This window comes from Citrifermentans bemidjiense Bem (genome assembly GCF_000020725.1).
GTDB lineage: Bacteria > Desulfobacterota > Desulfuromonadia > Geobacterales > Geobacteraceae > Geomonas > Geomonas bemidjiensis.
The window spans coordinates 929,913-950,000 of the sequence record NC_011146.1 but is presented as its reverse complement, the minus strand read 5'-3'; the positions used below and the strand labels follow the sequence as shown (position 1 = coordinate 950,000).

Sequence of the window (20,088 nt, the reverse complement as noted above, 5' to 3'; positions counted from 1 at the left end):
CGGTCATGCATGCCATCTGGAATATGCTGGTAAAGCGCAGCCGCCACAAGACTGTCTTCATCTGGTGGATGTTCGTGATCGCCAGCATCCTGTTCACAGCATCACTACCTCTTTTCCCTGAAGAGTTTCACCTTCCCGGAAGCCATACCTTGCTGATGATCGCCATCGGCTCGGTCAGCTTCGTCCTTTATCACTTGCTGAACGGCCGTGCCTACCACACCGGCGACCTTTCCGTGATCTACCCCCTCTCCCAGACTTCGATGGTATGGGTCCCCATCTGGGGAATGGCGATCCTGGGGGAGCGCCTTTCCCTGCGCGGAATCACCGGGATACTCCTCGTCATCCTTGGCACCTTCTCGGTGCAGATGCAGCGCCTGAGCCTGGTGGAACTCGCACGTCCCTTCCGCGACTTGAAGAGCACCTCGGTGCGAGCCGCATTGGCGGCAGGCTTCATCTATTCCATCGGCTCGATCGCCGAGAAAACCGGTGTCAGACACTACCCACCCTTATATTTCACCTACTTCCTCACGCTAACCATGCTGCTCCTCATGACCCTGAACCTGAGCCGCACCAAGTACCGGAGCGCCATCGCAGAGGAATGGCGGGTCAACTGGCGTCCCATCCTTTGCAGCGGACCTGTGGTTATGGCCTCGTTTCTCACCTTCCGCTATGGATTGAATCTCGCTCGCGTTGGTTATGCGGTGCCGGTACGGCAGGTAAGCATTATGGTGGGGGTCCTGATAGGTATCCTGTTTCTGCAGGAATCCTATGGCCGGACCAGGCTCTTATCGGCAACGATCATCGTCGCCGGGGCCGTCTTGATCAGGTTCGGATGAAGCAAAAGAATGGCCCGAAGCAGACAACGCTTCGGGCCATTTCACTTTCTTTATCAGTCGTTCAATTGAAGGTGCGCCGTGAGCACACTAACTAATGCGCATCAGTTTGGTCGCCTTCCCGCTCATGCTCTCCATGGTGTCAGCCAGATCGGACATCCTACCGGAGAGATCCCGCATCATCCTGTCGCTCTTATTGCCCATCATCTTGCCCATGCGCGCCATTTTTTTGCGGCTCTTGGCACCCGAATAAGGGGCGAACATCAGGCCCAAGCCAGCGCCTACTACCCCGCCACCGACCAGCATCATGACATCTGTCATCAACCTTTTCATACGCGCCTCCTCTCAGACAGTCTGTTCAGATAAGCCATTTTACCGCCGATCAAAAACGGAAGTCTAGGCGGAAATTTATAACCGGCGGGCGTAGAGTCTGCAGCGTCCCATTGATACTCATCTTGGGCGAAAGCGGCAGAATAAAACAGAATGAACAACAAAATGACTGAATCTATCGGGTAGTTGGCGCCCACTGTTAGTATACAACATCAATGTTTTGTTGATATTTAACAAAATCGGCGTACATTATCCGCCAGTGACTGAAACCACTCAAGGAGTGTGAGATGCTACTAGAGGAATTGATAGAGAAGGCGAACCAAAAACCAGAATACGACTGGGACGGTTATTACAAATGGCTGTTCAGCGAAGACGCCGGGCAGAAAGTAACCGGTTACACCTTTTGGGAATGCAAGAACTGCCTGACTATCAACCTGCTCTACCTGCCCGCACGCTACGGCAAATGCCGTAACTGCTCACTCATCCACATGGCCCACTAACCCATCTCAGCCAGCTGCATCCTCAGGACTTCAGTATCTCCTTGGCCAGCATACCTAAGGTCTCTACTCCCCGTTCCGACTTGTCATCCCAATACGCCGATGAAAGACGTATATAGTTCCGGTACTTGTCCGAGAGAGAGAATATGGCTCCCGGCGTGATGCCGATGCGATGCTCCAATGCCCGGTGAAACAACTTCACCGAGTCTACCCCCTGCGGCATCTCCACCCACAGCATGAAGCTCCCTGTGGGGCGCGTCATCCGCGTCCCTTCCGGGAAATACCGCGCCACCGCCTCCGACATCTGGGACAGGTTCTTGGCATAGATGCGCCTGATGGCGCGCAGGTGGTGGTCGTACCCGCCATTGGCGAGAAACTCCGCCAGGGCAAGCTGGGTCGGTGAGGCGACGGCAAGGTTGGTCATCATCTTCAGCCGCTCCATCTCGTCCTGGAAACGCCCTCCGATTGCCCACCCGACCCGATAGCCGGGAGCCAGGGTCTTGGAGAAGGAAGAGCAGTAGATGACCAGCCCCTTCTTGTCGAACGATTTGGCCGCGACCGGACGCTGCTGGCCGAAGGTGAGATCGCCGTAGATGTCGTCCTCGATAAGGGGGATGCCGTGGCCTTCCAGGAGCTGAACCAGTTCGCGCTTCCTGTCGTCCGGCATCAGACTCCCCAGCGGGTTGCTGAAGTTGGGAATCACCAGGCAGGCGCTGATCTTGTTGTTCTCGATGGCATAGCGAAGCGCCTCTATCGATATCCCTTCCCTCGGGGTGGAGGGAATTTCCAGCGCTTTCAGTCCCATTTCCGCGATGAGTTGCAGGAAGTTAAAGTAGAAGGGGGATTCGACGGCGATGGTATCGCCGGCGCGACAGGTTGCGCGCAAGGCGAGCTGAACAGCCTCCACACAGCCGGCAGTCACCAGCACTTCGTCCGGGGTGACGCTGATCCCGGAAAGAAGCGAGCGCTTGGCGATCTGGGTCCGAAGCCGTTCGCTCCCCGGCGGCATCATGTAGGAAACGCTCTGGGAGCCGAAGCGCCTCAGTTCGGCGGACATGATCCGGTTCAGCTTCTCGAACGGCAGGTGCTGCGGATTGGGAACCGCACTTCCCAGAGGGACCATTGCCGGTTCCATCATATTGCGGATCACCAATTGGCAGAGATCGCTGAAGGTGACGGCGGTGGCGCGAAAACCTTGCCCGCAGGAGACGGGATGAGCGGTTATTTCCGGTGCGCGGGGGCAGACGTAGTACCCCGACTGGGGGCGCGCCTGGATCACCCGGCGGTCCTCCAGGACCGCGTACGCCTGCATCACCGTGTTGATGCTGACGCTCAGTTTTGAGCTGAGCTGCCTGATCGAGGGGAGCCGTTCCCCAGCCCGGAAGGTGCCACCTTCGATGAGCGCGACTATCTCGCCCCCTACCTTCTCATACAGCGGCCTGCAGTCTGTTGCCGTTTCCGAAGCCATATCTCCCCCCAGCGCCGCTCACACAGTTTGCTTTAAGACATCTTCACTCTACTCCACGAGCCCAATCACGCCAGATACAGTCTACACAATTTGGAATGGGTACAGCTACCTGTTTCCGTCATTGCCATGATAACAATTGTGACAGTTGCCCGTAGCTGGAACCAGTCACCTCCTACTCGCGGCGCCTTTTCACTTGGAGTACAACCCTTACTGCTGATATGTTGCCTATCGCAATAACAGGCATATGGGGGACTCTGCATGACCACGCTGAATCACATTCCGGCTGTCTCCATCCTGATGCCGGTGAGAAACGAGGAACGGTTCCTGCCGGCGGCGCTTCGTTCGCTTGCGGCACAGACCTTCCCCGATTGCGAGCTGGTGGCGGTGGATGACGGCTCGACCGACGACACACCCGGCGTCCTCGCCGAGGCGGCGGCAAGCGACCCGCGCATCCGGGTGCTTCACTGCGGCGAGGGGCTGGTCCCCGCCTTGAACCAGGGGCTCAAAGCATGCCGGGCTCCGCTTATCGCCAGGATGGACGGCGACGATATCGCGCATCCCCAAAGACTCGCGGCGCAGGTGGCGTTCCTTGCCGCCCACCCCGGGACAGGGCTCGTTGCCTGCTCGTTCAAGCATTTCCCCCGGCAGCAGGTCGGCACCGGTATGAACGGGTACGAGCAGTGGCAGAACCGGCTCATCTCCCACGACGAGATAACCGCAGACCTCTTCGTCGAGTCCCCTTTCGTGCACCCGAGCGTGATGTACCGCAGGTCGGATGTAGAGCAGCTGGGCGGCTACCGCGACCAGGGATGGCCGGAAGACTACGACCTGTGGCTCAGACTTGCCGCCGCGCAAGTGAAGTTCGCAAGGCTTCCAGAGACTCTGTTCTTCTGGAGAGAGCGCCCCGAACGGACCACGCGCACCAATCCTGCCTATGCCCCCGACGCGTTTCGCCGTTGCAAGCTGCACCACCTGATGAACGGATTTCTGAAAGGGGAAAGCGAGGTCATTCTAGCCGGAGCGGGCCTGGAGGGGCGGGCGTGGTATCGCCTGCTGCGCGAGAAGGGGATCAGGGTCTCCGCCTGGCTGGACGTCGACCCCCGGAAGATCGGGCGGGAGCTGCACGGTGCCCCGGTACTTGCCACCGGCCAGGTGAGGCCATCCGGGGTGAAGCTGCTGATGACGGTGGGCGCCCGGGGGGCTCGGGCGCTGGTGCGGGCGTCCTCCGCGCAGGCGGGGTTCGTCGAAGGAATCGACGCCGTCTGCGTGGCTTGAGATAGCTGTTTTTTCCCGTTGTGTTCAGCCCCCGTACTTCTCCTTCTCCTCCGTTTCCTGCTCCATCTGGTCCAGCTCCCGGTGAAAGCGGTGATGGCGTCGGCGAATCGCTCCTGGCGGCTCTTCGGGGGAAGTCAGGCGTCGAGCATCTCGCGCACCTTGCGGGCGAGCTCCGCGGGAGCGATCGGCTTCATCAGGATGTCGTAATGCTCGTCGACGTTGCCGTGTTTTTCCATGACGTCAGCCATGTAGCCGCTGGTGAAGAGCACCTTGACGTCGGGCCTCATCGCCTTGATCTCGGTGTGGAGCTCCATGCCGCTTTTTCCCGGCATGATGAGGTCGGTGAAGACGAGGTCGATGCTCTCCCGGTGCCTCCTGAACTTCTCCACCGCATCCCTGCCGTCGACGGCGAGCATGGTCCGGTAGCCGAACTGCTGCAGCACCGAGTCCACCAGTTCACGGACGTGCGCCTCGTCCTCGGCGATGAGGATGGTCTCGCTCCCCCTTTTGATGGCGTCGAACGTCTCCTTCCCCCTGCCCTTTGGAAGAGGGTTTCCGGAGAGGGGGAGGTAGATGCTGAAAGTGGTCCCTTTCCCCGGATGGCCGTCGACGTCGATGTACCCCTTGTGCTGCTTCACGATGCCGTAGACGATGGAAAGCCCGAGCCCGGTCCCCTTCCCGAATTCCTTCGTGGTGAAGAAGGGCTCGAAGATCTTGCCCCGCACCCCCTTGTCGATCCCCTTGCCGGTATCGGAGACCTTGACGACGGCGAACTTCCCGGGCTTTCCGAACCCGCGGGACTGGATAAACCTGCCGTCAAAAACGGTTAGCCCGGTCGAGATGGAGAAGGCGCCCCCGTTTTCCATGGCGTCCCGGGCGTTGGTCGCGAGATTGATGATCACCTGCTCGATCTGCCCCTTGTCGGCGAAGACGGTGAGCGGTTCGGGGCCAAGGGTGGTGCTCAGCGTGATATCCTCACCGATGATCCTCCTCAGGAACTTCCCGACCCCCTGGACGATCTCGTTGAGGCTGCAGTCGTCTGCGTGCATCTCCTGCTTCCGGCTGAAGGCAAGCAGGCTGCGGGTGAGGTTGGCGGCGCGGTCCGTGGAGGCGACGATCTGGTCGACCATCTCCGCCTTGGGGTCCCCCGGCTCCATCTTCATCTCGAGCAGCGAGGCGTAACCTCCTATGACGGTAAGAAGGTTGTTGAAATCGTGGGCGATTCCTCCGGCCAAATGCCCAACGGCCTCCAGTTTCTGCGAATGGCGCAGCTGCTCCTCGAGGTTCTTCCTGTTGGTGATGTCGCGCACAAAGACGTGGATCGCCGGGTTTCCCTGGTGCATGATCGAGGTGGCGGTGACCTCGCCGTAAAAGGTGCTCCCGTCGAGGCGCTGGTACTTCACCTCGGTTACCGGCAGGCGCCCCATCTGGGTGGCCGCCATCTCCATGTGCTCCTGCACCAGCGCCTTCGAATCGGGGTGGACGAAATCGAGCAGCCTGCGGGAGAGGATATCGTTCGCGCTCGCAGCGCCCAGGATACGGACCCCCGCGTCGTTCACAAAGACGATCTTCCCGCCGCTTGTGATGAAGATGATGTCCTGGGAATGCTCGACCAGTTGGCGGTAGCGCTCCTCGCTCTCCCTGAGGGTCTCCTGGGTTTTGCGATCGAAGGAGAGGTCGTGGCGCGTGACGAGCATGCTCACCGGCTTGCCGTTGCCGTCGCGCACCATCTTGAGGCTCACCTCCACCGGGCATCCCTGGTGGTTGTCGGGGTGACCCGCCTCGAGGACTGTGACGAAGTCGATGAGGGCAGTCTGGGCGTCGCAAAGGACGCACGGGGCCGAGTGGCCGGGGTGGATGATCTCCGCTATGTGCATCCCTATCGAGCTTTCCGGGCTCCTCCCGGTCATCTCGTAGAATGCCTTGTTCGCCCGCAGTACCCTCCGGTCGAGATCGAGGAGGTAGATGGCGTCGCCCGAGGCGTCCATCGCCGCCTGCCATTCGCCGGCCGCCTTCTCAAGCGACGCCTCCGCCCGCTTACGCTCAGTTATGTCCTCGCCTGAAAAAAGGACGCCGGATATCGCACCGCCCTCCTCATGCAAAAGCGTGTTGTGGAATGCGATCATCCTCTCCTCGCCGCTTCGAGTGAGAATCGGGTTTTCGAAAAACTCGACCGACTCGATCTCCCCCGCCATCTGCTTGGCGAAGACGTCCTTGACGACGCCGACCGCCGTCGGAGGAAGACAGACCTCGAACCAGTTACGCCCGATCAGTTCGTCCTCCGGATAGCCCAGGATCTGCCCCCCCTTCTTGTTGATCAGCCTGATGATCCCCTCCCTGTCGATCGCGGCGAACATGACGCCTGCGATGTCAAGGTATAGCTGGGCCTTGTTCCTCTCGCGTATGACGCTGTCGAGGATAATCTTCTGCTCGGTCACATCGGCGTTCAGCCCCATGAACCTCACCGCAGCACCTTCGCCATTGCGTATCACGGTGCCGTCGGCCTTTATGTACCGAATCTCCCCGTCTGGGCGCAGCACCCTGAACGAGAGATCATATTCCGTCTCCCCGCGCAGCGCCGCCTGCGTGGCCGCCAGGGCCCGTTCACGGTCCTCGGGGTGGATCGCCTCCTTCCAGCTCTCCAAGCACCCATTGAACGCGCTCTGGTCTATACCGTAGATCTGCAACATGCCGTCGTCCCACACCAGCAGGTCACGGACGATGTCCCAGTCCCAGATGCCGAACCCTCCGGCTTTCAGCGCAAGGTTGAGGCGACTGGCAGCATTTTCCGAGGCGACACGTGCGCCGTCGATCGCTTTCAGATAACGGAAAAGGACGAGGTGGATCGTGGCTGCCGTAACGAGAACCACAAGGACAGCAAAGAGATAAAAAAGGCGGGGGTGAGCTGGGCCCCGGTCAAAGAAGAGGAAACCAAGGGATGCACCAAGCAGGATTAACGACAAAAAGATAACTGTGCTGCGCGTTTTGAGAGTCATGGGACAGCCTCAGGGGATGTCGTGATATTGTTCCTACAGTCATACTTCGTCAATTTGCGGGACAACTTGAGCCAACTTGATATTTATTACAAGCAAAAACAACTCAAGAATCAGAAAAGATCTCTCCCACACTCTCAGCCGGCTCGCGGTGTCCGGCGTCACATAAAGCGAAGTCTTGTACTTTATCCTTTTTATAATCCGCCATCTTTAGGTATATTGCTTGAACATCCACGTCCAGACAATGCCCGATCACCTGCACGGAGTGTCATAAGATGAAACCGCTCAAGTTCCATCTGCTGTTCTGCCTGACGATGCTGGCAGCGCTACTCATCCCGACGACGCCGCGCTGCGAACAGTCGCAGCACAAGAAGATCCTGGTTATCAACTCCTATCACGCAGGGTACACGGGGTCCGACGGCATCGTCGCCGGCTTCAGCGAGACCCTGAAAAGAACCTTCCCCGCCGCGGAAATCACCATCGAGTACCTCGACTCCAAGAACTACAGCGGCCCCGAATACGACCGCCGCGTGCTGGATACCCTCCACTTCAAGTACAAAAAGAAGCCGTTCGACCTCATCTTCACCAGCGACGACTATGCCTTCAACGTCGTGGAAAAACACCGTGACGAGCTCTTCGGCAACCCCCCCGTGGTCTTTTGCGGGACCAACGACTTCGACGCCGAGCGCATCAGGAACCGCCTGGACTTTGCCGGGATAGACGAGAGCCCGAGCTTCGGGGACACGCTGGAACTGATCTTCAGGCTCCACCCCGACAGCAAGCGGGTGGTGGTCATCCACGACGACTCCATCACCGGAACCCTCAACAGTGCGAGCTTCAAGGAAGCAGCAAGCCCCTTCCGGTCGCGCGCCGAATTCATTTACCGCGAAGGGAAGAGGCTCGAAGAGCTGATCCGCGAGGTGCAGCAGATCCCCCCCGACAGCGTGATCGTCTACTTCGCCTCCTTCGTACCGGACGCCAAAGGGGCGCGCATCTCCAGCGTGGAGGCGCTGCGGCGCATCTCCGACGCGAGCCGCGCCCCGGTTTACGGGGGGTGGGAATTCAACCTGGGTTACGGGATCGTCGGGGGGCGGCTGGTCAACCTGCGCCGGCACGGAGTGGCTGCCGCGGACCTCGCTGTCGACGTCTTAAAGGGGAAGCGCATCCAGTCGCGCCTGCAGCCAAGCCCCAACCAGTACATGTTCGACTACACCGAGATGCAGCGGTTCAACATCCCGGTCTCGAAACTGCCGGCGGACAGCATCGTCATCAACCAGCCGCAGACCTTCCTCTCGCGCTACGGCTTCAGGATGATGGTGCTCCTTTCGGCCAGCCTGTTCCTGCTGCTGCTCTTGGCCCTCGCCAAGCTGGTGATCAGCCGCAACGAGGCGCGGGCCAGCGAGGCGCGCTACCGCGGCATGATCGAGGCGTTCGACGGCTTGATGTACATCTGCTCCCCAGATCGCCACTTGGAGTTTATGAACGAGCGCCTGATCGAAAGGACCGGACGCGACGGGACCGGCGGCATCTGCCACCAGGTGCTCCACGACCTTCCCGCCCCCTGCCCGTGGTGCCACGGCGTGGAAAGCTTCGAAGGCAAGAGCGTGCAGTGGGAGTGGAACAGCCCCGAGGATGGCCGCTGGTACCAGGTCTTCAACACCACCGTGGAGAACGCCTACGGCACCAGTTCCAAGCTGGCCATGATCACCGACGTGACCGAGCGCAAGGAAGCGGAGGAGGCCCTGCGCCAGGCGATGGACGCGGCCGAGAGGGCCAACCGCGCCAAGAGCGAGTTTCTCTCCAACATGAGCCACGAGATCCGCACCCCCATGAACGGGGTGATCGGCATGACGCAGCTGCTGGAACTGACAGAGTTGAACGCGGAGCAGCGCGAATACGTCAGCTCCCTGAAGAGCTGCGGCAAGAACCTGCTGACCTTGATCAACGACATACTCGACATCTCCAAGATCGAGGCGGGGATGATGACCCTGGAGTCCGAGCAGTTCAGCCTGCTGCAAAGCATCAGGGACGTGGTGATGACCCAGAACCCGGCCGCCAGGGAAAAGGCTCTTCGGCTCCAGGTCGAAGTGGCGCCGGATGTCCCCGATGCGGTACTGGGCGACCAGCTCCGGTTCAAGCAGATCCTACTCAACCTTTTGGGGAACGCCGTCAAGTTCACCGAAAAAGGCGGGGTCACCATCACCGTCACGCTGCTGGAGCAGCCCGTGGCCCCTCCCCTGTTCCAAATGGCGGTGCGTGACACCGGCGTCGGGATAGCGGCCGAGGCGCTGGAGGAGATCTTCAAGCCCTTCGTCCAGGTAGACGGCTCCACCACAAGGAAGTACGGCGGGACCGGGCTCGGGCTCAGCATCAGCCGGCGCCTCGCCGAGATGATGGGGGGAAGCATCTCCATCGAGAGCACGCCGGGAGTCGGCAGCTGCTTCACCCTGACCCTTCCCCTGAGCCCCGCCCCCGACGGGAGCAAACCTGTCGAGTCGCCGCGCCAGGAAGGCCCCGCTCTTTGGGGAGGGCGTTACCTGCGGCTTTTGCTGGTGGAGAACGACCAGACCAACATCATGTTCGCCGCGTCCCTGTTCAAAAAGCTCGGCATGGAGACCACGGTGGCGGAGAACGGCAGGGAATGCCTGGCCCAGCTGGAGCAGGGGGATTACGACGTAGTGCTGATGGACATACAGATGCCGGTGATGAGCGGGGACGAAGCGCTTAGGCAGATCCGGGAGAAGGAGCAGGGGACCTCGATCCACCAGCCGGTGATCGCCCTCACCGCCTACTCGCTAAACGACGACAAGAGACGCTTCAGGGAGGAGGGGTTTGACGGCTACCTCTCCAAGCCGCTGGAGACCGGCGAGCTGATCCAGGAATTGCAGCGGGTCCTGTACGCCGTGGAGGTGAGTCATGACTAGAGCATCGAGGATACTGATAGTGGATGACGAGCCGATCAACCTGCGGCTGGTATCGGTCTCTCTGGGCAACGACTACGAGGTGGTGACCGCGCTCAACGGGCACGAGGCTATCAGCAGGCTGAAGGAACAGCAGATCGACCTGATCCTGCTGGACGTGATGATGCCCGACATCAGCGGTTTCGACGTCTGCAAGATCATACAGGCCAATCCCGACTTCGTAGACATTCCGGTCATCTTCCTGACCGCCATGGACACCCCCCAGGGGGCGCGCCAGGGGCTCGCGGTCGGGGCCATCGACTACCTCACCAAGCCGGTCGACCTGGAGCTTTTGAAGCTGCGGGTCCGCAACCTGGTCTCGCTCAAACAGCGCACCGACCTGGTGCGGGAGCAGCGCGACCTGCTGGCACGGCAGAAGGAGGAACTGGAGGCCGCGCTGGCACGGGTGAGACAGCTGGAAGGGATCATCCCCATCTGCATGTTCTGCAAGAAGATCAAGGACGACCAGGAGAGCTGGCGGCAACTGGAGGACTACGTAAGCCAGCACTCGGAGGTGATGTTCAGCCACAGCGCCTGTCCTGAATGCTTTGAAAAAGAGATGAACTCTATCAAGGAGGAACTGTCAGCGTTAGGCCTCCCCCCGGATCCCGGGTCTAAGCCTGCGCCCCCCTAGCATAAGACAACGGCAGAGAGCTTCAGTCGATGCTGCCTCCCGGCACTGCCACGGCCGCCCCTCTCAGATGCAGGACAAATCGAAGCTCCCTTGCCGAAAATCCTTCTCTCGCCCCCCTTGCTGCTTTGACCATTGCTTTTTTTCCGCACGCCTCTCCATCAAGAGCCGCAGTTCCTCAATCCGGTTACAGATCTCCTGCCCCCGCAACTACTCACACACGGGAGTCGACCGCTCAGTTTATGCCGGTACGACTCTCATCTGGCGCCGCTATGGGAATTTTTATTCAAGTCCCGCTCACACGGCGGCGATAAGTGTTGAAGATATATCAATCCGTCGTCAGCAAAGCCCACAAGGAGAGCAGTATGAACTTTTCCGGCATGAGACTCAGTGTCAGACTTGGAATCGCATTCGCTGTAATACTAGTGCTTATGACAGTAGTCGGCGGGTACGCCATAAACAGGATGCAAGTTTTCGACGAGAAGATCGGATTGATGATCGAGGACAAGTGGCCCAAAACGGTGATGCTGAACGAGGCCAAGAGCCAGGCCAACGTCATCGCCCGGGCGATGAGGAACATGATCCTGAACGAGGACCCAGTGGAGGTCCAGAAGGAAAAAAAACGCATAGAGGAAGCCCGCGCGGCGATAGGCAAACTGTTTGAGGAACTCAAGAAGATAGTCAGCAGCGAAAACGGCAAGAAGCTGTTCGCAACCGTGGTGGAGAATCGTGCTCAGTACGTAGAGTCGCAGAAGATGGTGATCGGGCTCATCGAGTCGGGGAACAAGGCGCAGGCGAGCAAGGAGTTGATGACCTCGGTGCGCAAGACCCAGACGGCGTACTTCACGGCCATAGACAAGATGCTCGAGCACCAGCAAAAGGAACTGGAACATGTCGGCAAGGAATCCGATGACTTGATCCGGCAGTCGCGTCTGGTCGTGATCGGACTCCTCATAGCCGCCGTCGTGCTGTCGGCGCTGCTGGCCGTCATAATAGTGCGGAGCATCACGGTTCCGGTGCAGGAACTCATCGCCGCGAACGACCGCCTGGCGGACAAGGACCTCACCGTATCCATCACGTTGACCGGCAGCGACGAACTGGGCCGTCTGGCTGAGTCTTCCCGCAAGATGGTGGAAAGCCTGCGGGGGATACTGGGGCAGGTCTCAGACAGTTCCACCCAGATCGCCGCGGCGTCGAGCCAGCTGCAGTCGACCGCCGTGCAGATAGCGACCGGCGCCGAAGAGGTGGCCTCCCAGACCGGCTCGGTGGCGACCGCCAGCGAGGAGATGGCCGCAACCAGCGGCGACATCGCCCAAAACTGCGTGCTGGCTGCCGAGACCTCGCGCCAAAGCAGCGATTCCGCCAACGAGGGGGGCGCCGTGGTCCAGGAGACCATTGCCGGAATGGCGAGGATCGCGGAACGGGTGAAAGACAGCGCCCGCACCGTGGAAAGCCTGGGCGAGAGGTCGGAGCAGATAGGCGACATCATCGAGACCATCCAGGACATCGCCGACCAGACCAACCTCCTGGCCTTGAACGCCGCCATCGAGGCGGCCCGCGCCGGCGAGCAGGGACGGGGCTTCGCCGTAGTCGCCGATGAAGTTCGCGCCCTTGCCGAACGGACCACCAAGGCGACCAAGGAGATAGGCGCCATGATCAAGGCGATCCAGGACGAGACCAAGGCCGCGGTAAGCGCCATGGAGGAGGGGGTTGCCGAGGTGGAAAAGGGGACTGAATTCTCCCAACGCTCGGGAGAGGCACTGCAGACCATACTGAAGCAGATCGGTGAGGTCTCCACGCAGATCAACCAGATCGCAACGGCCGCCGAGGAGCAGACCGCCACCACCGGCGAGATCACCACAAACGTGCAGCAGGTGACGGAGGTGGTGCAGCAGACCGCCAGCGGGGCCGCCGAAACGGCTGCGGCCGCGAGCCAGCTCGCCTCCAACGCCAAGGTCCTCGAAGGGCTGGTCAGGCAGTTCCGCCTGTAGCCGGTTTCAACCGCAGACAAAAAAGGGGCCGGGCGTAAAGCCCGGCCCCTTTTTGTTTTTATTAGGAAGAGAGTTACTTGTTGTGCCCCTTGCCGTGCCCTTTATTCCCCTTCCCTTTACCGTTCCCTTCATCCCCGCCCTGCCCCCCTTCGGGGTGGCCGCTGAAGTGGAGGTTGCCGGCTTTGAGGTCGTGAAACTCCCGCGATCCCGGTTTTATCCCCAGATCCTTGGCGATGGCTCCCCACCCTTTCTTCCTGTTGGGCTGGTATACCGCCATGACCTGGTCGGGCTGCCTCCCCGACATCCGTCCCAGTTCGAAGACCATGAAGGCGTCGGCCGGTTCCGAAACCGAGCGGATCACCGCCTGCACCTGGGGCACCGGCACGCCGAACTGGGCTCCTATCTTGGCGGAGAAGCCTGGGAGGTCGGCGCGGGCCTGGACGTTGAGGCTGGTGAGGAAACTGTCGAGACCGCCGGCAAGAACTGAAACTGGCAACAGGAGAACAAGGGAGAGACAGATCAGGATCAGGCGCTTCATGTATGCTACCTCCGTGTTTGTTTTTTGGCAGCCGACTCTTTGCGGCAACCGCTACAAATATAAACCGCATTTCTCAATCGTCAAAGGTTTATGCGCTTTGCGGCAAATACAAAAGCTGCCAGGCGTAGTGCCATGACAGCTTTTGTTGAGAAGGTTTTTATGACTGTAGAAGGGGGACATGTCCAAGGGGGACAGGCTACTTTTTGAAATCAAAAAGTTGCCTGTCCCCTTTTGCCTGTCCCCTTTTAATTATCTGGTGAACTCGCCGCTTTCTTTCTGCAGAATCTCGGCGAACTCAAGGAACACCGCCTCGCGCACGGCGTGGCGCTGCCAGTATTTGATCAACGAACGGCCGCACTGCAGCATACCCACCAGCCCCGCCGAGGTTCCGGCGGCGACTATCACAGTGGTTTCCCCGTAAAAAACCATGAGGACGCTGGAGGCAAACAGCACCAGGCTGGAAAGGAACAGTGGGAGCTCCATATGCTTGAACGGCGAGCTGAACATGCGGTGCACCGACGAATACACCGACGCGTGCGCCCTCACCAGGCGCAGGTATCTCTCAAGTTCCGCCCCGTTGCAGCGGGAGACGGCACGCAGGTAAAAGCGGCGGATGGCTTCCCTGCTGCTGGTTGCCATGCGGTCGCCGTAGTAGTGTTCAAGTTCCACATCGATCGTGTAAGTATCCATCTCAACCCTCGAATTGGTGCCCGGGAATTCCGCGCGGTTATGGTAATGCAAAAGTGAAAAAGCAGGATACGTACCAACCGGACGATGTCCGCACTCCCCCTCCTAGCGCCGGAACAGCGAGGGCCAGTGAACCATCCACTGTTCTAATTCGTCGCACCTGCTCAACTTTACGACATGCGGCGCTGCAAAATTGCACACACCCACGCGAGGGAGCCTCCCTCTCAGCACTAGCCTCATCCGGAGCCGGCCACCGCCATTTCACCGAAGATCCCCGGCAAAAGAAAAGACCCCGGTACCGTTTCGGCAACCGGGGTCTTAGGTGCTTCTTTTCAGCCAGCTACTAGACGGCTGCGGAGTCGCCTATGCTCGGCTGGCGCACCGGGCGCTCGGCTGCCTCCTCGCAGAGGTCGACCTTCATGTCCCAGTTCTTGATCTTCATGGTACCGTTCGCGGCGAGGTTCAGGTGCATCTTGAAGGCGCGGTCCCAAAGCTGCGGCTCGTGGCCGACGCCCTTGGCGAGGCACTGCTTCTCGGCGATGCTGAGGTACTCGGTGAGGATCGGCTTGTAGTCGGGATGCGCGCACTTCTCGATGATGCGGCGGGCACGCTCTTTCGGAGCCATGCCGCGCAGGTCGGCAAGCCCCTGCTCGGTGACGACGCAGTCGAGGTCGTGCTCGGTGTGGTCGATGTGCGAGCAGTGCGGCACCACGCAGGAGATACCGTTGGGATCCGTCTTGGAGGGGCGGGAGGACGGCGTATGCATGATCTTCAGGAAACCGTTCCTCAGGAAGTCGCCCGAGCCGCCCAGGCCGTTGATCATGCGGGTACCGCCGACCAGCGTCGAGTTGGCGTGCGCGTAGATGTCGATCTCGACCGGGGTGTTCATCGCGATGCACCCAAGGCGGCGGATCGGCTCGGGGGCGTTGGAGATGGAGAGCGGGCGCAGCACGATCTTGTCGAAGTACTTCTCCATGTTGTCGAAGAAGCGCGGGAAACCCGGGGTCTCGGAGAGCGACAGTGAGCAGGAAGAGGCCATGTCCAGCTTGCCGGAATCGAAGAGGTCGAGCATGGTGTCCTGCAGCACCTCGGTGAAGACGGTGAGGTTCGAGAAGGGACCCTTGGCCAGGCCGCCGATGACCGCGTTGGCGATGGAACCTACGCCGGACTGCAGCGGGAGGAGGTTCTTCGGCAGGCGCCCAGCCTTCACCTCGTGGGTGAAGAAGTCGATGATGTTGTTGGCGATCGCTTCGGAGGTGTCGTCCTGCTCGGAGAAGGCGCGCCCCTTGTCGCGGTGCTTGGACTCGACCACGGCGATCACCTTGCTGGGGTCGCACGGAACGTAGGTGCTGCCGATGCGCTCGCCGGCGGTGGTGATCCCCAGGATCTGGCGCTTGGGCGGGTGGTTGCAGACCACCACGTCGTGCATCCCCTCGAAGGAGGGCTGTCCGGTGTTCACCTCGAGGATGACCTTGTCGCAGATCATCAGGATTTCGGGAACTACGCCGCAGGAAGAGGTCAGCACCAGTCCGCCGTCTTCGGTGATGGCCGAGACCTCGATGATGGCGAGGTCGAGCTTGCCGCTCGGGGTGTCCTTGGTGTAGAAGCCGTAGCCGAGGTCCTGGGCGAACAGGGAGAGGTGCTTGTCGCCCATGCGAATGCGGCCGGCGTTGATCCCCGCTGCGATGTTCTTGCCGGTCTGGTAGGGCCAGCGGCGGTCGATCATGTCGAGGGTTGCCCAACGGTCTTCGGTTTCCGCGCCGACCGAGGCGCCGATGAAGAGGTTGAACCTCAGTTTGCCTTGCAGCCCGTTCTTCTCAACGTGGTCGGCGAGGGCGATGGGCACCGCTTTCGGGTAGCCGGCCGGGGTAAAACCGGACCAGCCCAGGTTCATCCCGTCCTTGAAAAAGCCGATGGTCTGTTCGGGGGACATCACTTTGCTCAGAAGCGACTTGCAGCGCACGCGGTCCTGCAGGGTTCCATAATTCGACATCACGTTCCTCCTGTTTGTTTTTAGCGTATACGCCAATGGCGCAAAAAAAGGGGGCTATCAACCCTTCTCAAACGTGGAAATGCTGCGCCGCTCGTCGATGTTCTTGCGTGCGGCCCTGATGTGGCGGCGCATCAGGAGATCGGCCAGTTCGGCGTCCCGCTCCTCGATCGCCTCCACGATGCGACGGTGCTCCTTGAGCGCCTGGTAGGGGCGCGGACCCGAGATGGAGAACTGGTAACGGTACATCCGCATCAACTGGTACAGGCCACCCTTCAATATGCCGGTGACCTTGGAGTTGCGGCTCCCCTGGAGGATGCGGTAGTGGAAATCGAACTCCCCCTCCTGCTGGTAGTAGGAAAGCCCCTGGTTCTCCTCGATGTTTCTTTCGTGCTCGTCGAGCAGCCGCTTCAGGTCCGCGATCTCCGCGGCAGTCATATGCTCCGCCGCCAGCCCGCAGGCCATCCCCCCTAAGGCTTCCCTTATCTGGTAGATGTCGACCAGCTCTTCATAGGAGAGCGTTACCACCCGCGCCCCGAGGTTCGGGGAGCGAACCACCAGGTAGCGTTCCTCCAGCCGGCTCAGCGCCTCCCTGAGGGTTCCGCGGCTGATGCCGTAGCTTTTTGCCAGTTCCGGCTCCGAGATCTTGCTGCCGGACGGCATCTCGCCCTTCACAATGGCGGTCTGTAGTTGTTCGAAAATCCTGTCGGACAGGCTGAGTGAAGAGTCGATTTCGACCCGAGTGCTTTTCATTAATTGTCGACACCTCAAAACGTATACACAAGACAGGGCCACAAAATACTCCGTTTTTTGCTACTGTCAACAGTAAAGTGTCGACAGATCCTTTGTTGTATTAATTTTTACTTAACAGTGCGAATTGCCTCACTTTGTCTTTTCGACTCAGATGCAGCACGTTGCTGACAGAGAAACCTCGGCGGTGGGCAGGCATAAAAAAAACCCCGGTGCATTGCCGCCTCGGGGTTTCAGGTTTAGCTATGTCAGGATGCGCTCAGGCAATCGGCCTCAATGCTTCCACCAGCGCGCTCAGCTTGTACGGCTTCTGGATGAACCCCGCCAGCTGTTTGCCTCTCAGTTTTTGCGTCACTTCGTATTCGGTGTAGCCGCTCGACATCACGACTTTCACGTCCGGCCTTATTTTTTGCAGTTCGACAAGGCAGCGCTCGCCGTCCATCTGCGGCATCGTGAGGTCGAGAAGGACGACCCCGATCCCGGGATTGGCCGAGAAGAGCTCGATGGCGGTCCTGCCGTCGGATGCCGTCAGCAGGTCGAACCCTAGTTGCTGCAGCATTTCCGAGGCGATGCAGCGCACGGCTTCCTCGTCGTCGACAAGCAGCAAGGTGCCGTGCCCCCTCCAGTTCTCCTGGCTGCACGGCGCTTCGGACAGCTCGGCTGCGCTGCCGGCCGCAGGGAAAAGAACCCTGAAGCAACTCCCCTGGTTCGGCTCGCTCTCGACGATAATCGCCCCGCGGTGCCCCCTTACGATGCCGAGCGTCGCGGCCATGCCCAGCCCGCGCCCGGTGAATTTCGTGGTGAAGAAGGGGTCGAAAATCTTGCTCCTGGTGGCGCTATCCATGCCGCACCCGGTGTCGGTCACCTCCAGGCAGACGTAATCGCCTTCCGGTACGTCCACGTCGAGCCACGCCTTTTTGAGGTAGCTGCGGTCGCACTTAAGGCTCAGGGTTTTGATCGAGATGAAGCCGCGGCCGTCGCCGAGGGCCTCGGAGGCGTTGATGACCAGGTTCATCACTACCTGCCTGATCTGGGTCGCATCGGCTTCTATCTGCAGCAGAGAAGGGTGCAGGTCCAGCCTCACAATCGCGCTCTTGGAGACGGACAGCTCCAGCATGTGCAGCATCTCTTGCAGCAGGCGGTTCAGGTCGGTATTTCCCACCACGAACCTCCCTTTACCGGAGTAGGCCAGCATCTGACGGGCCAGGTCCGCGGCGCGGGTGGATGCCTGCTCGATCTTCTGCAGGTTGTCCACCGCCGGAGAGTCCTTGTCGATGCGCATCAAGGCGAGTTCGGCGTTCCCCATGATGGCCATCAGGATGTTGTTGAAATCGTGCGCTATCCCCCCCGCCAGCACTCCCAGGCTCTCCAGTTTCTGCATGTGCAGGAGCTGGCGCTCGAGCTGGAGCTTCTCCTCCTCAGCGAGGATCTTGTCGGTCACGTCCCTGGCGGCACCGAAGATGATATTTCCATCCGGCCGCACCGAGTGCCACTCGATCGAGCGGTAGGACCCGTCGGCGTGCAGGAACCGGTTGGTGAAACTCCGGATCTCCCCATTTCTTTCCAATACCGCGACAGCATCGGCCGTGGCAGCCACGTCATCGGGATGCACCATCTCCAGGAAGTTCTGCCCCACAAGCCGGTCCAGGGGAAACCCGAGAGCCGTTTCCCAAGCCGGGTTGAGGCGCCGGAAACAGCCGCTTGTGTCGGCGATGCAGAGGAGGTCCAGGCTGTTGTTGAAGTACCTGTCGAGTTCCTCGCCCTTGGCGAGGGCCTCTGCCTCGGCGCGCTTTCTTCTCTCGATGTCGACCGACAGCTGCTGCGCCATGCTGTCGAAAGCGGCTCCGAGCTCGCCCAGCTCCCCTCCGGCGACGTTGTCGTTCACCCGGACGGTCAGGTCGCCGGCCGAGATCTTCTGGGTCCCCTCCCTGAGCGCCCGCACCTTGTCGAGAATCGCCCGCTTGCTTATGTACAGCGCCATCAGCGCCGTGAGCAAGACGATGGCCGCCATGGCCGAGATGTTCGCCATCAACGGCAGCGAGCTCTTTTTGTCGACCCACTCCTTGTCGATGCCGGCACGGACGTACATGTACGGCTCGCTCTCCCCCTTGAGGTAAACCTGGTGGTAGGCCATCACCTTCTGGATGCCGTTGATGTCCTTGGCGCTGAAGCTGCCCAGATCTTCCTTTTTCATGGCGGCGAAGAGGTCGGGCCGGTCCTGTTTGCCGACCAGTTCCCGGGGCTTGTTGCTGAAGAGGACGGTCCCTTTGTGGTCCAGCAGCAAAAGCGAGGTGTTGCGGGGGAGGTTGCGGGAGTCCAACAGCTTCTCGTAGTTGGTGAGCGTGAAGGCCGCTACCGCGACGTCCTGCACCTTTCCGTTTTCATCCAAAATGGGATAGCCGAAGCTGAGCGCCGGTTTGGAGAGTACCTTGCCTATGGTGTACTCCCCGGAGGAGAAACGGCCGCTTTGCAGGGCCGCCTTGAAGTACCTCCTCTCCGCCGCGTTTATCGGCTTTGCCATCGGCACCGCCGAGGCCCAGATGGTTCCGTCAGGTGCGATCATGAGGAGATTGCTGATCTGGGGGGATTTTTTCAGCAGTCCGGCCAGGATCCGGTTCACCTCGGCGGCATCCCTCTTTCTCACGGCCTCGACATAGGAAAGGGTGCTCAGAAGTTGCTCGGCGCCCGACAGCAGTACATTCTGGTCGTTATGCACCGCAGTTGCGAGGCTCAGGGAGAGGTGTGCAGCTTCACGGAAATCGGCTTCGCGCTGCCTTTCCGCGGAATACAGGATGACGCCCATCGATCCTATAGCCATTAACAGGATCATGATCATCATCTGGGTGCGCAGTTTAAGTGAAAGAAAGCGATCCATGACAGCTCCTGTCACATACTTTATTGCTGCTACATGATCCTGGGATGATCTCTACTGTTTCGGCGGGAAGAGGAGATTTAAGATATAAAAATTTATTATGAATTTTATTTATAAGCAAGAAAGATATAGTTAAAAAGTTTTCACATGCAATGAAGAGCCAGTCACGACGCAGACTCTACTGTGCTTGCGCACCACGCGCCCTGCCGGTCGCAGACCACAAAAAGGGCCGACAGCAATGACTGTCGGCCCCAGGTTCCCACCGCTTCGTCT

At 60.0% G+C, this 20,088-nt stretch carries 14 protein-coding genes (1 of these 14 cut by a window edge); 6 read left to right on the top strand and 8 right to left on the bottom strand.

Annotated elements, in window-relative coordinates; genetic code table 11:
* Positions 1–836: the 3' portion of an EamA family transporter gene (locus tag GBEM_RS03985; RefSeq protein WP_012529240.1), read on the top strand. 37 nt of this gene lie to the left of the window's left edge; only the last 836 of its 873 coding nucleotides appear in the window; its start codon lies off the left edge, out of view; the stop codon is at positions 834–836.
* An 87-nt stretch (positions 837–923) separates the two neighbouring features.
* Here the strand turns inward: GBEM_RS03985 and GBEM_RS03980 are convergent, their stop codons facing one another.
* Complete coding sequence (locus GBEM_RS03980; protein WP_012529239.1) at positions 924–1,166, bottom strand: YtxH domain-containing protein; 243 nt, start codon at positions 1,164–1,166, stop codon at positions 924–926.
* A gap of 284 nt (positions 1,167–1,450) precedes the next feature.
* On the opposite strand from GBEM_RS03980, the gene GBEM_RS03975 reads away from it, so the two are divergent.
* Entirely contained in the window at positions 1,451–1,663 is a 213-nt protein-coding gene (locus GBEM_RS03975; RefSeq protein WP_012529238.1) for a hypothetical protein, read from the top strand.
* A gap of 22 nt (positions 1,664–1,685) precedes the next feature.
* Here the strand turns inward: GBEM_RS03975 and GBEM_RS03970 are convergent, their stop codons facing one another.
* Complete coding sequence (locus tag GBEM_RS03970; RefSeq protein ID WP_012529237.1) at positions 1,686–3,128, bottom strand: aminotransferase-like domain-containing protein; 1,443 nt, start codon at positions 3,126–3,128, stop codon at positions 1,686–1,688.
* A 258-nt stretch (positions 3,129–3,386) separates the two neighbouring features.
* Here GBEM_RS03970 and GBEM_RS03965 point away from each other — a divergent pair, with 258 nt between their 5' ends.
* Positions 3,387–4,403 (top strand): glycosyltransferase, encoded by a 1,017-nt coding sequence (locus tag GBEM_RS03965; protein WP_012529236.1) that lies wholly within the window; start codon positions 3,387–3,389, stop codon positions 4,401–4,403.
* Positions 4,404–4,537: 134 nt separating this feature from the next.
* Here GBEM_RS03965 and GBEM_RS03960 read toward each other — a convergent pair whose 3' ends face one another.
* Positions 4,538–7,273, bottom strand: coding sequence for a hybrid sensor histidine kinase/response regulator (locus tag GBEM_RS03960; protein WP_169308681.1), 2,736 nt, complete (start codon positions 7,271–7,273; stop codon positions 4,538–4,540).
* Between the two features lie 398 nt (positions 7,274–7,671).
* Here GBEM_RS03960 and GBEM_RS20310 point away from each other — a divergent pair, with 398 nt between their 5' ends.
* From GBEM_RS20310 to GBEM_RS03945, 3 genes are all read left to right on the top strand, one after another.
* On the top strand, positions 7,672–10,320 hold the full coding sequence (locus GBEM_RS20310; protein WP_012529234.1) for an ATP-binding protein: 2,649 nt from the start codon (positions 7,672–7,674) through the stop codon (positions 10,318–10,320).
* Positions 10,313–10,990, top strand: coding sequence for a response regulator (locus GBEM_RS03950; protein ID WP_012529233.1), 678 nt, complete (start codon positions 10,313–10,315; stop codon positions 10,988–10,990). The genes GBEM_RS20310 and GBEM_RS03950 overlap by 8 nt, the downstream gene beginning before the upstream one ends.
* A 362-nt stretch (positions 10,991–11,352) precedes the next feature.
* Positions 11,353–12,978: a methyl-accepting chemotaxis protein gene (locus tag GBEM_RS03945; protein WP_012529231.1), complete on the top strand. Its 1,626-nt coding sequence runs from the start codon at positions 11,353–11,355 to the stop codon at positions 12,976–12,978.
* 73 nt (positions 12,979–13,051) lie between these two features.
* On the opposite strand, the gene GBEM_RS03940 is transcribed toward GBEM_RS03945, so the two are convergent.
* The 5 genes from GBEM_RS03940 to GBEM_RS20305 all read right to left on the bottom strand — a co-directional run bounded on the left by GBEM_RS03940 (position 13,052) and on the right by GBEM_RS20305 (position 19,818).
* Positions 13,052–13,516, bottom strand: a complete 465-nt coding sequence (locus GBEM_RS03940; RefSeq protein WP_012529230.1) for a hypothetical protein — start codon at positions 13,514–13,516, stop codon at positions 13,052–13,054.
* 249 nt (positions 13,517–13,765) lie between these two features.
* A complete protein-coding gene (locus tag GBEM_RS03935) occupies positions 13,766–14,206 on the bottom strand; it encodes a GSU0071 family protein (protein WP_012529229.1) in 441 nt (146 codons plus the stop codon).
* Between the two features lie 340 nt (positions 14,207–14,546).
* On the bottom strand, positions 14,547–16,196 hold the full coding sequence (locus GBEM_RS03930; protein WP_012529228.1) for an acetyl-CoA hydrolase/transferase C-terminal domain-containing protein: 1,650 nt from the start codon (positions 16,194–16,196) through the stop codon (positions 14,547–14,549).
* Positions 16,197–16,253: 57 nt separating this feature from the next.
* Positions 16,254–16,946: a GntR family transcriptional regulator gene (locus GBEM_RS03925; RefSeq protein WP_012529227.1), complete on the bottom strand. Its 693-nt coding sequence runs from the start codon at positions 16,944–16,946 to the stop codon at positions 16,254–16,256.
* A gap of 256 nt (positions 16,947–17,202) precedes the next feature.
* On the bottom strand, positions 17,203–19,818 hold the full coding sequence (locus GBEM_RS20305; RefSeq protein WP_012529226.1) for a hybrid sensor histidine kinase/response regulator: 2,616 nt from the start codon (positions 19,816–19,818) through the stop codon (positions 17,203–17,205).
* Between the last annotated feature and the right edge of the window lie 270 nt (positions 19,819–20,088).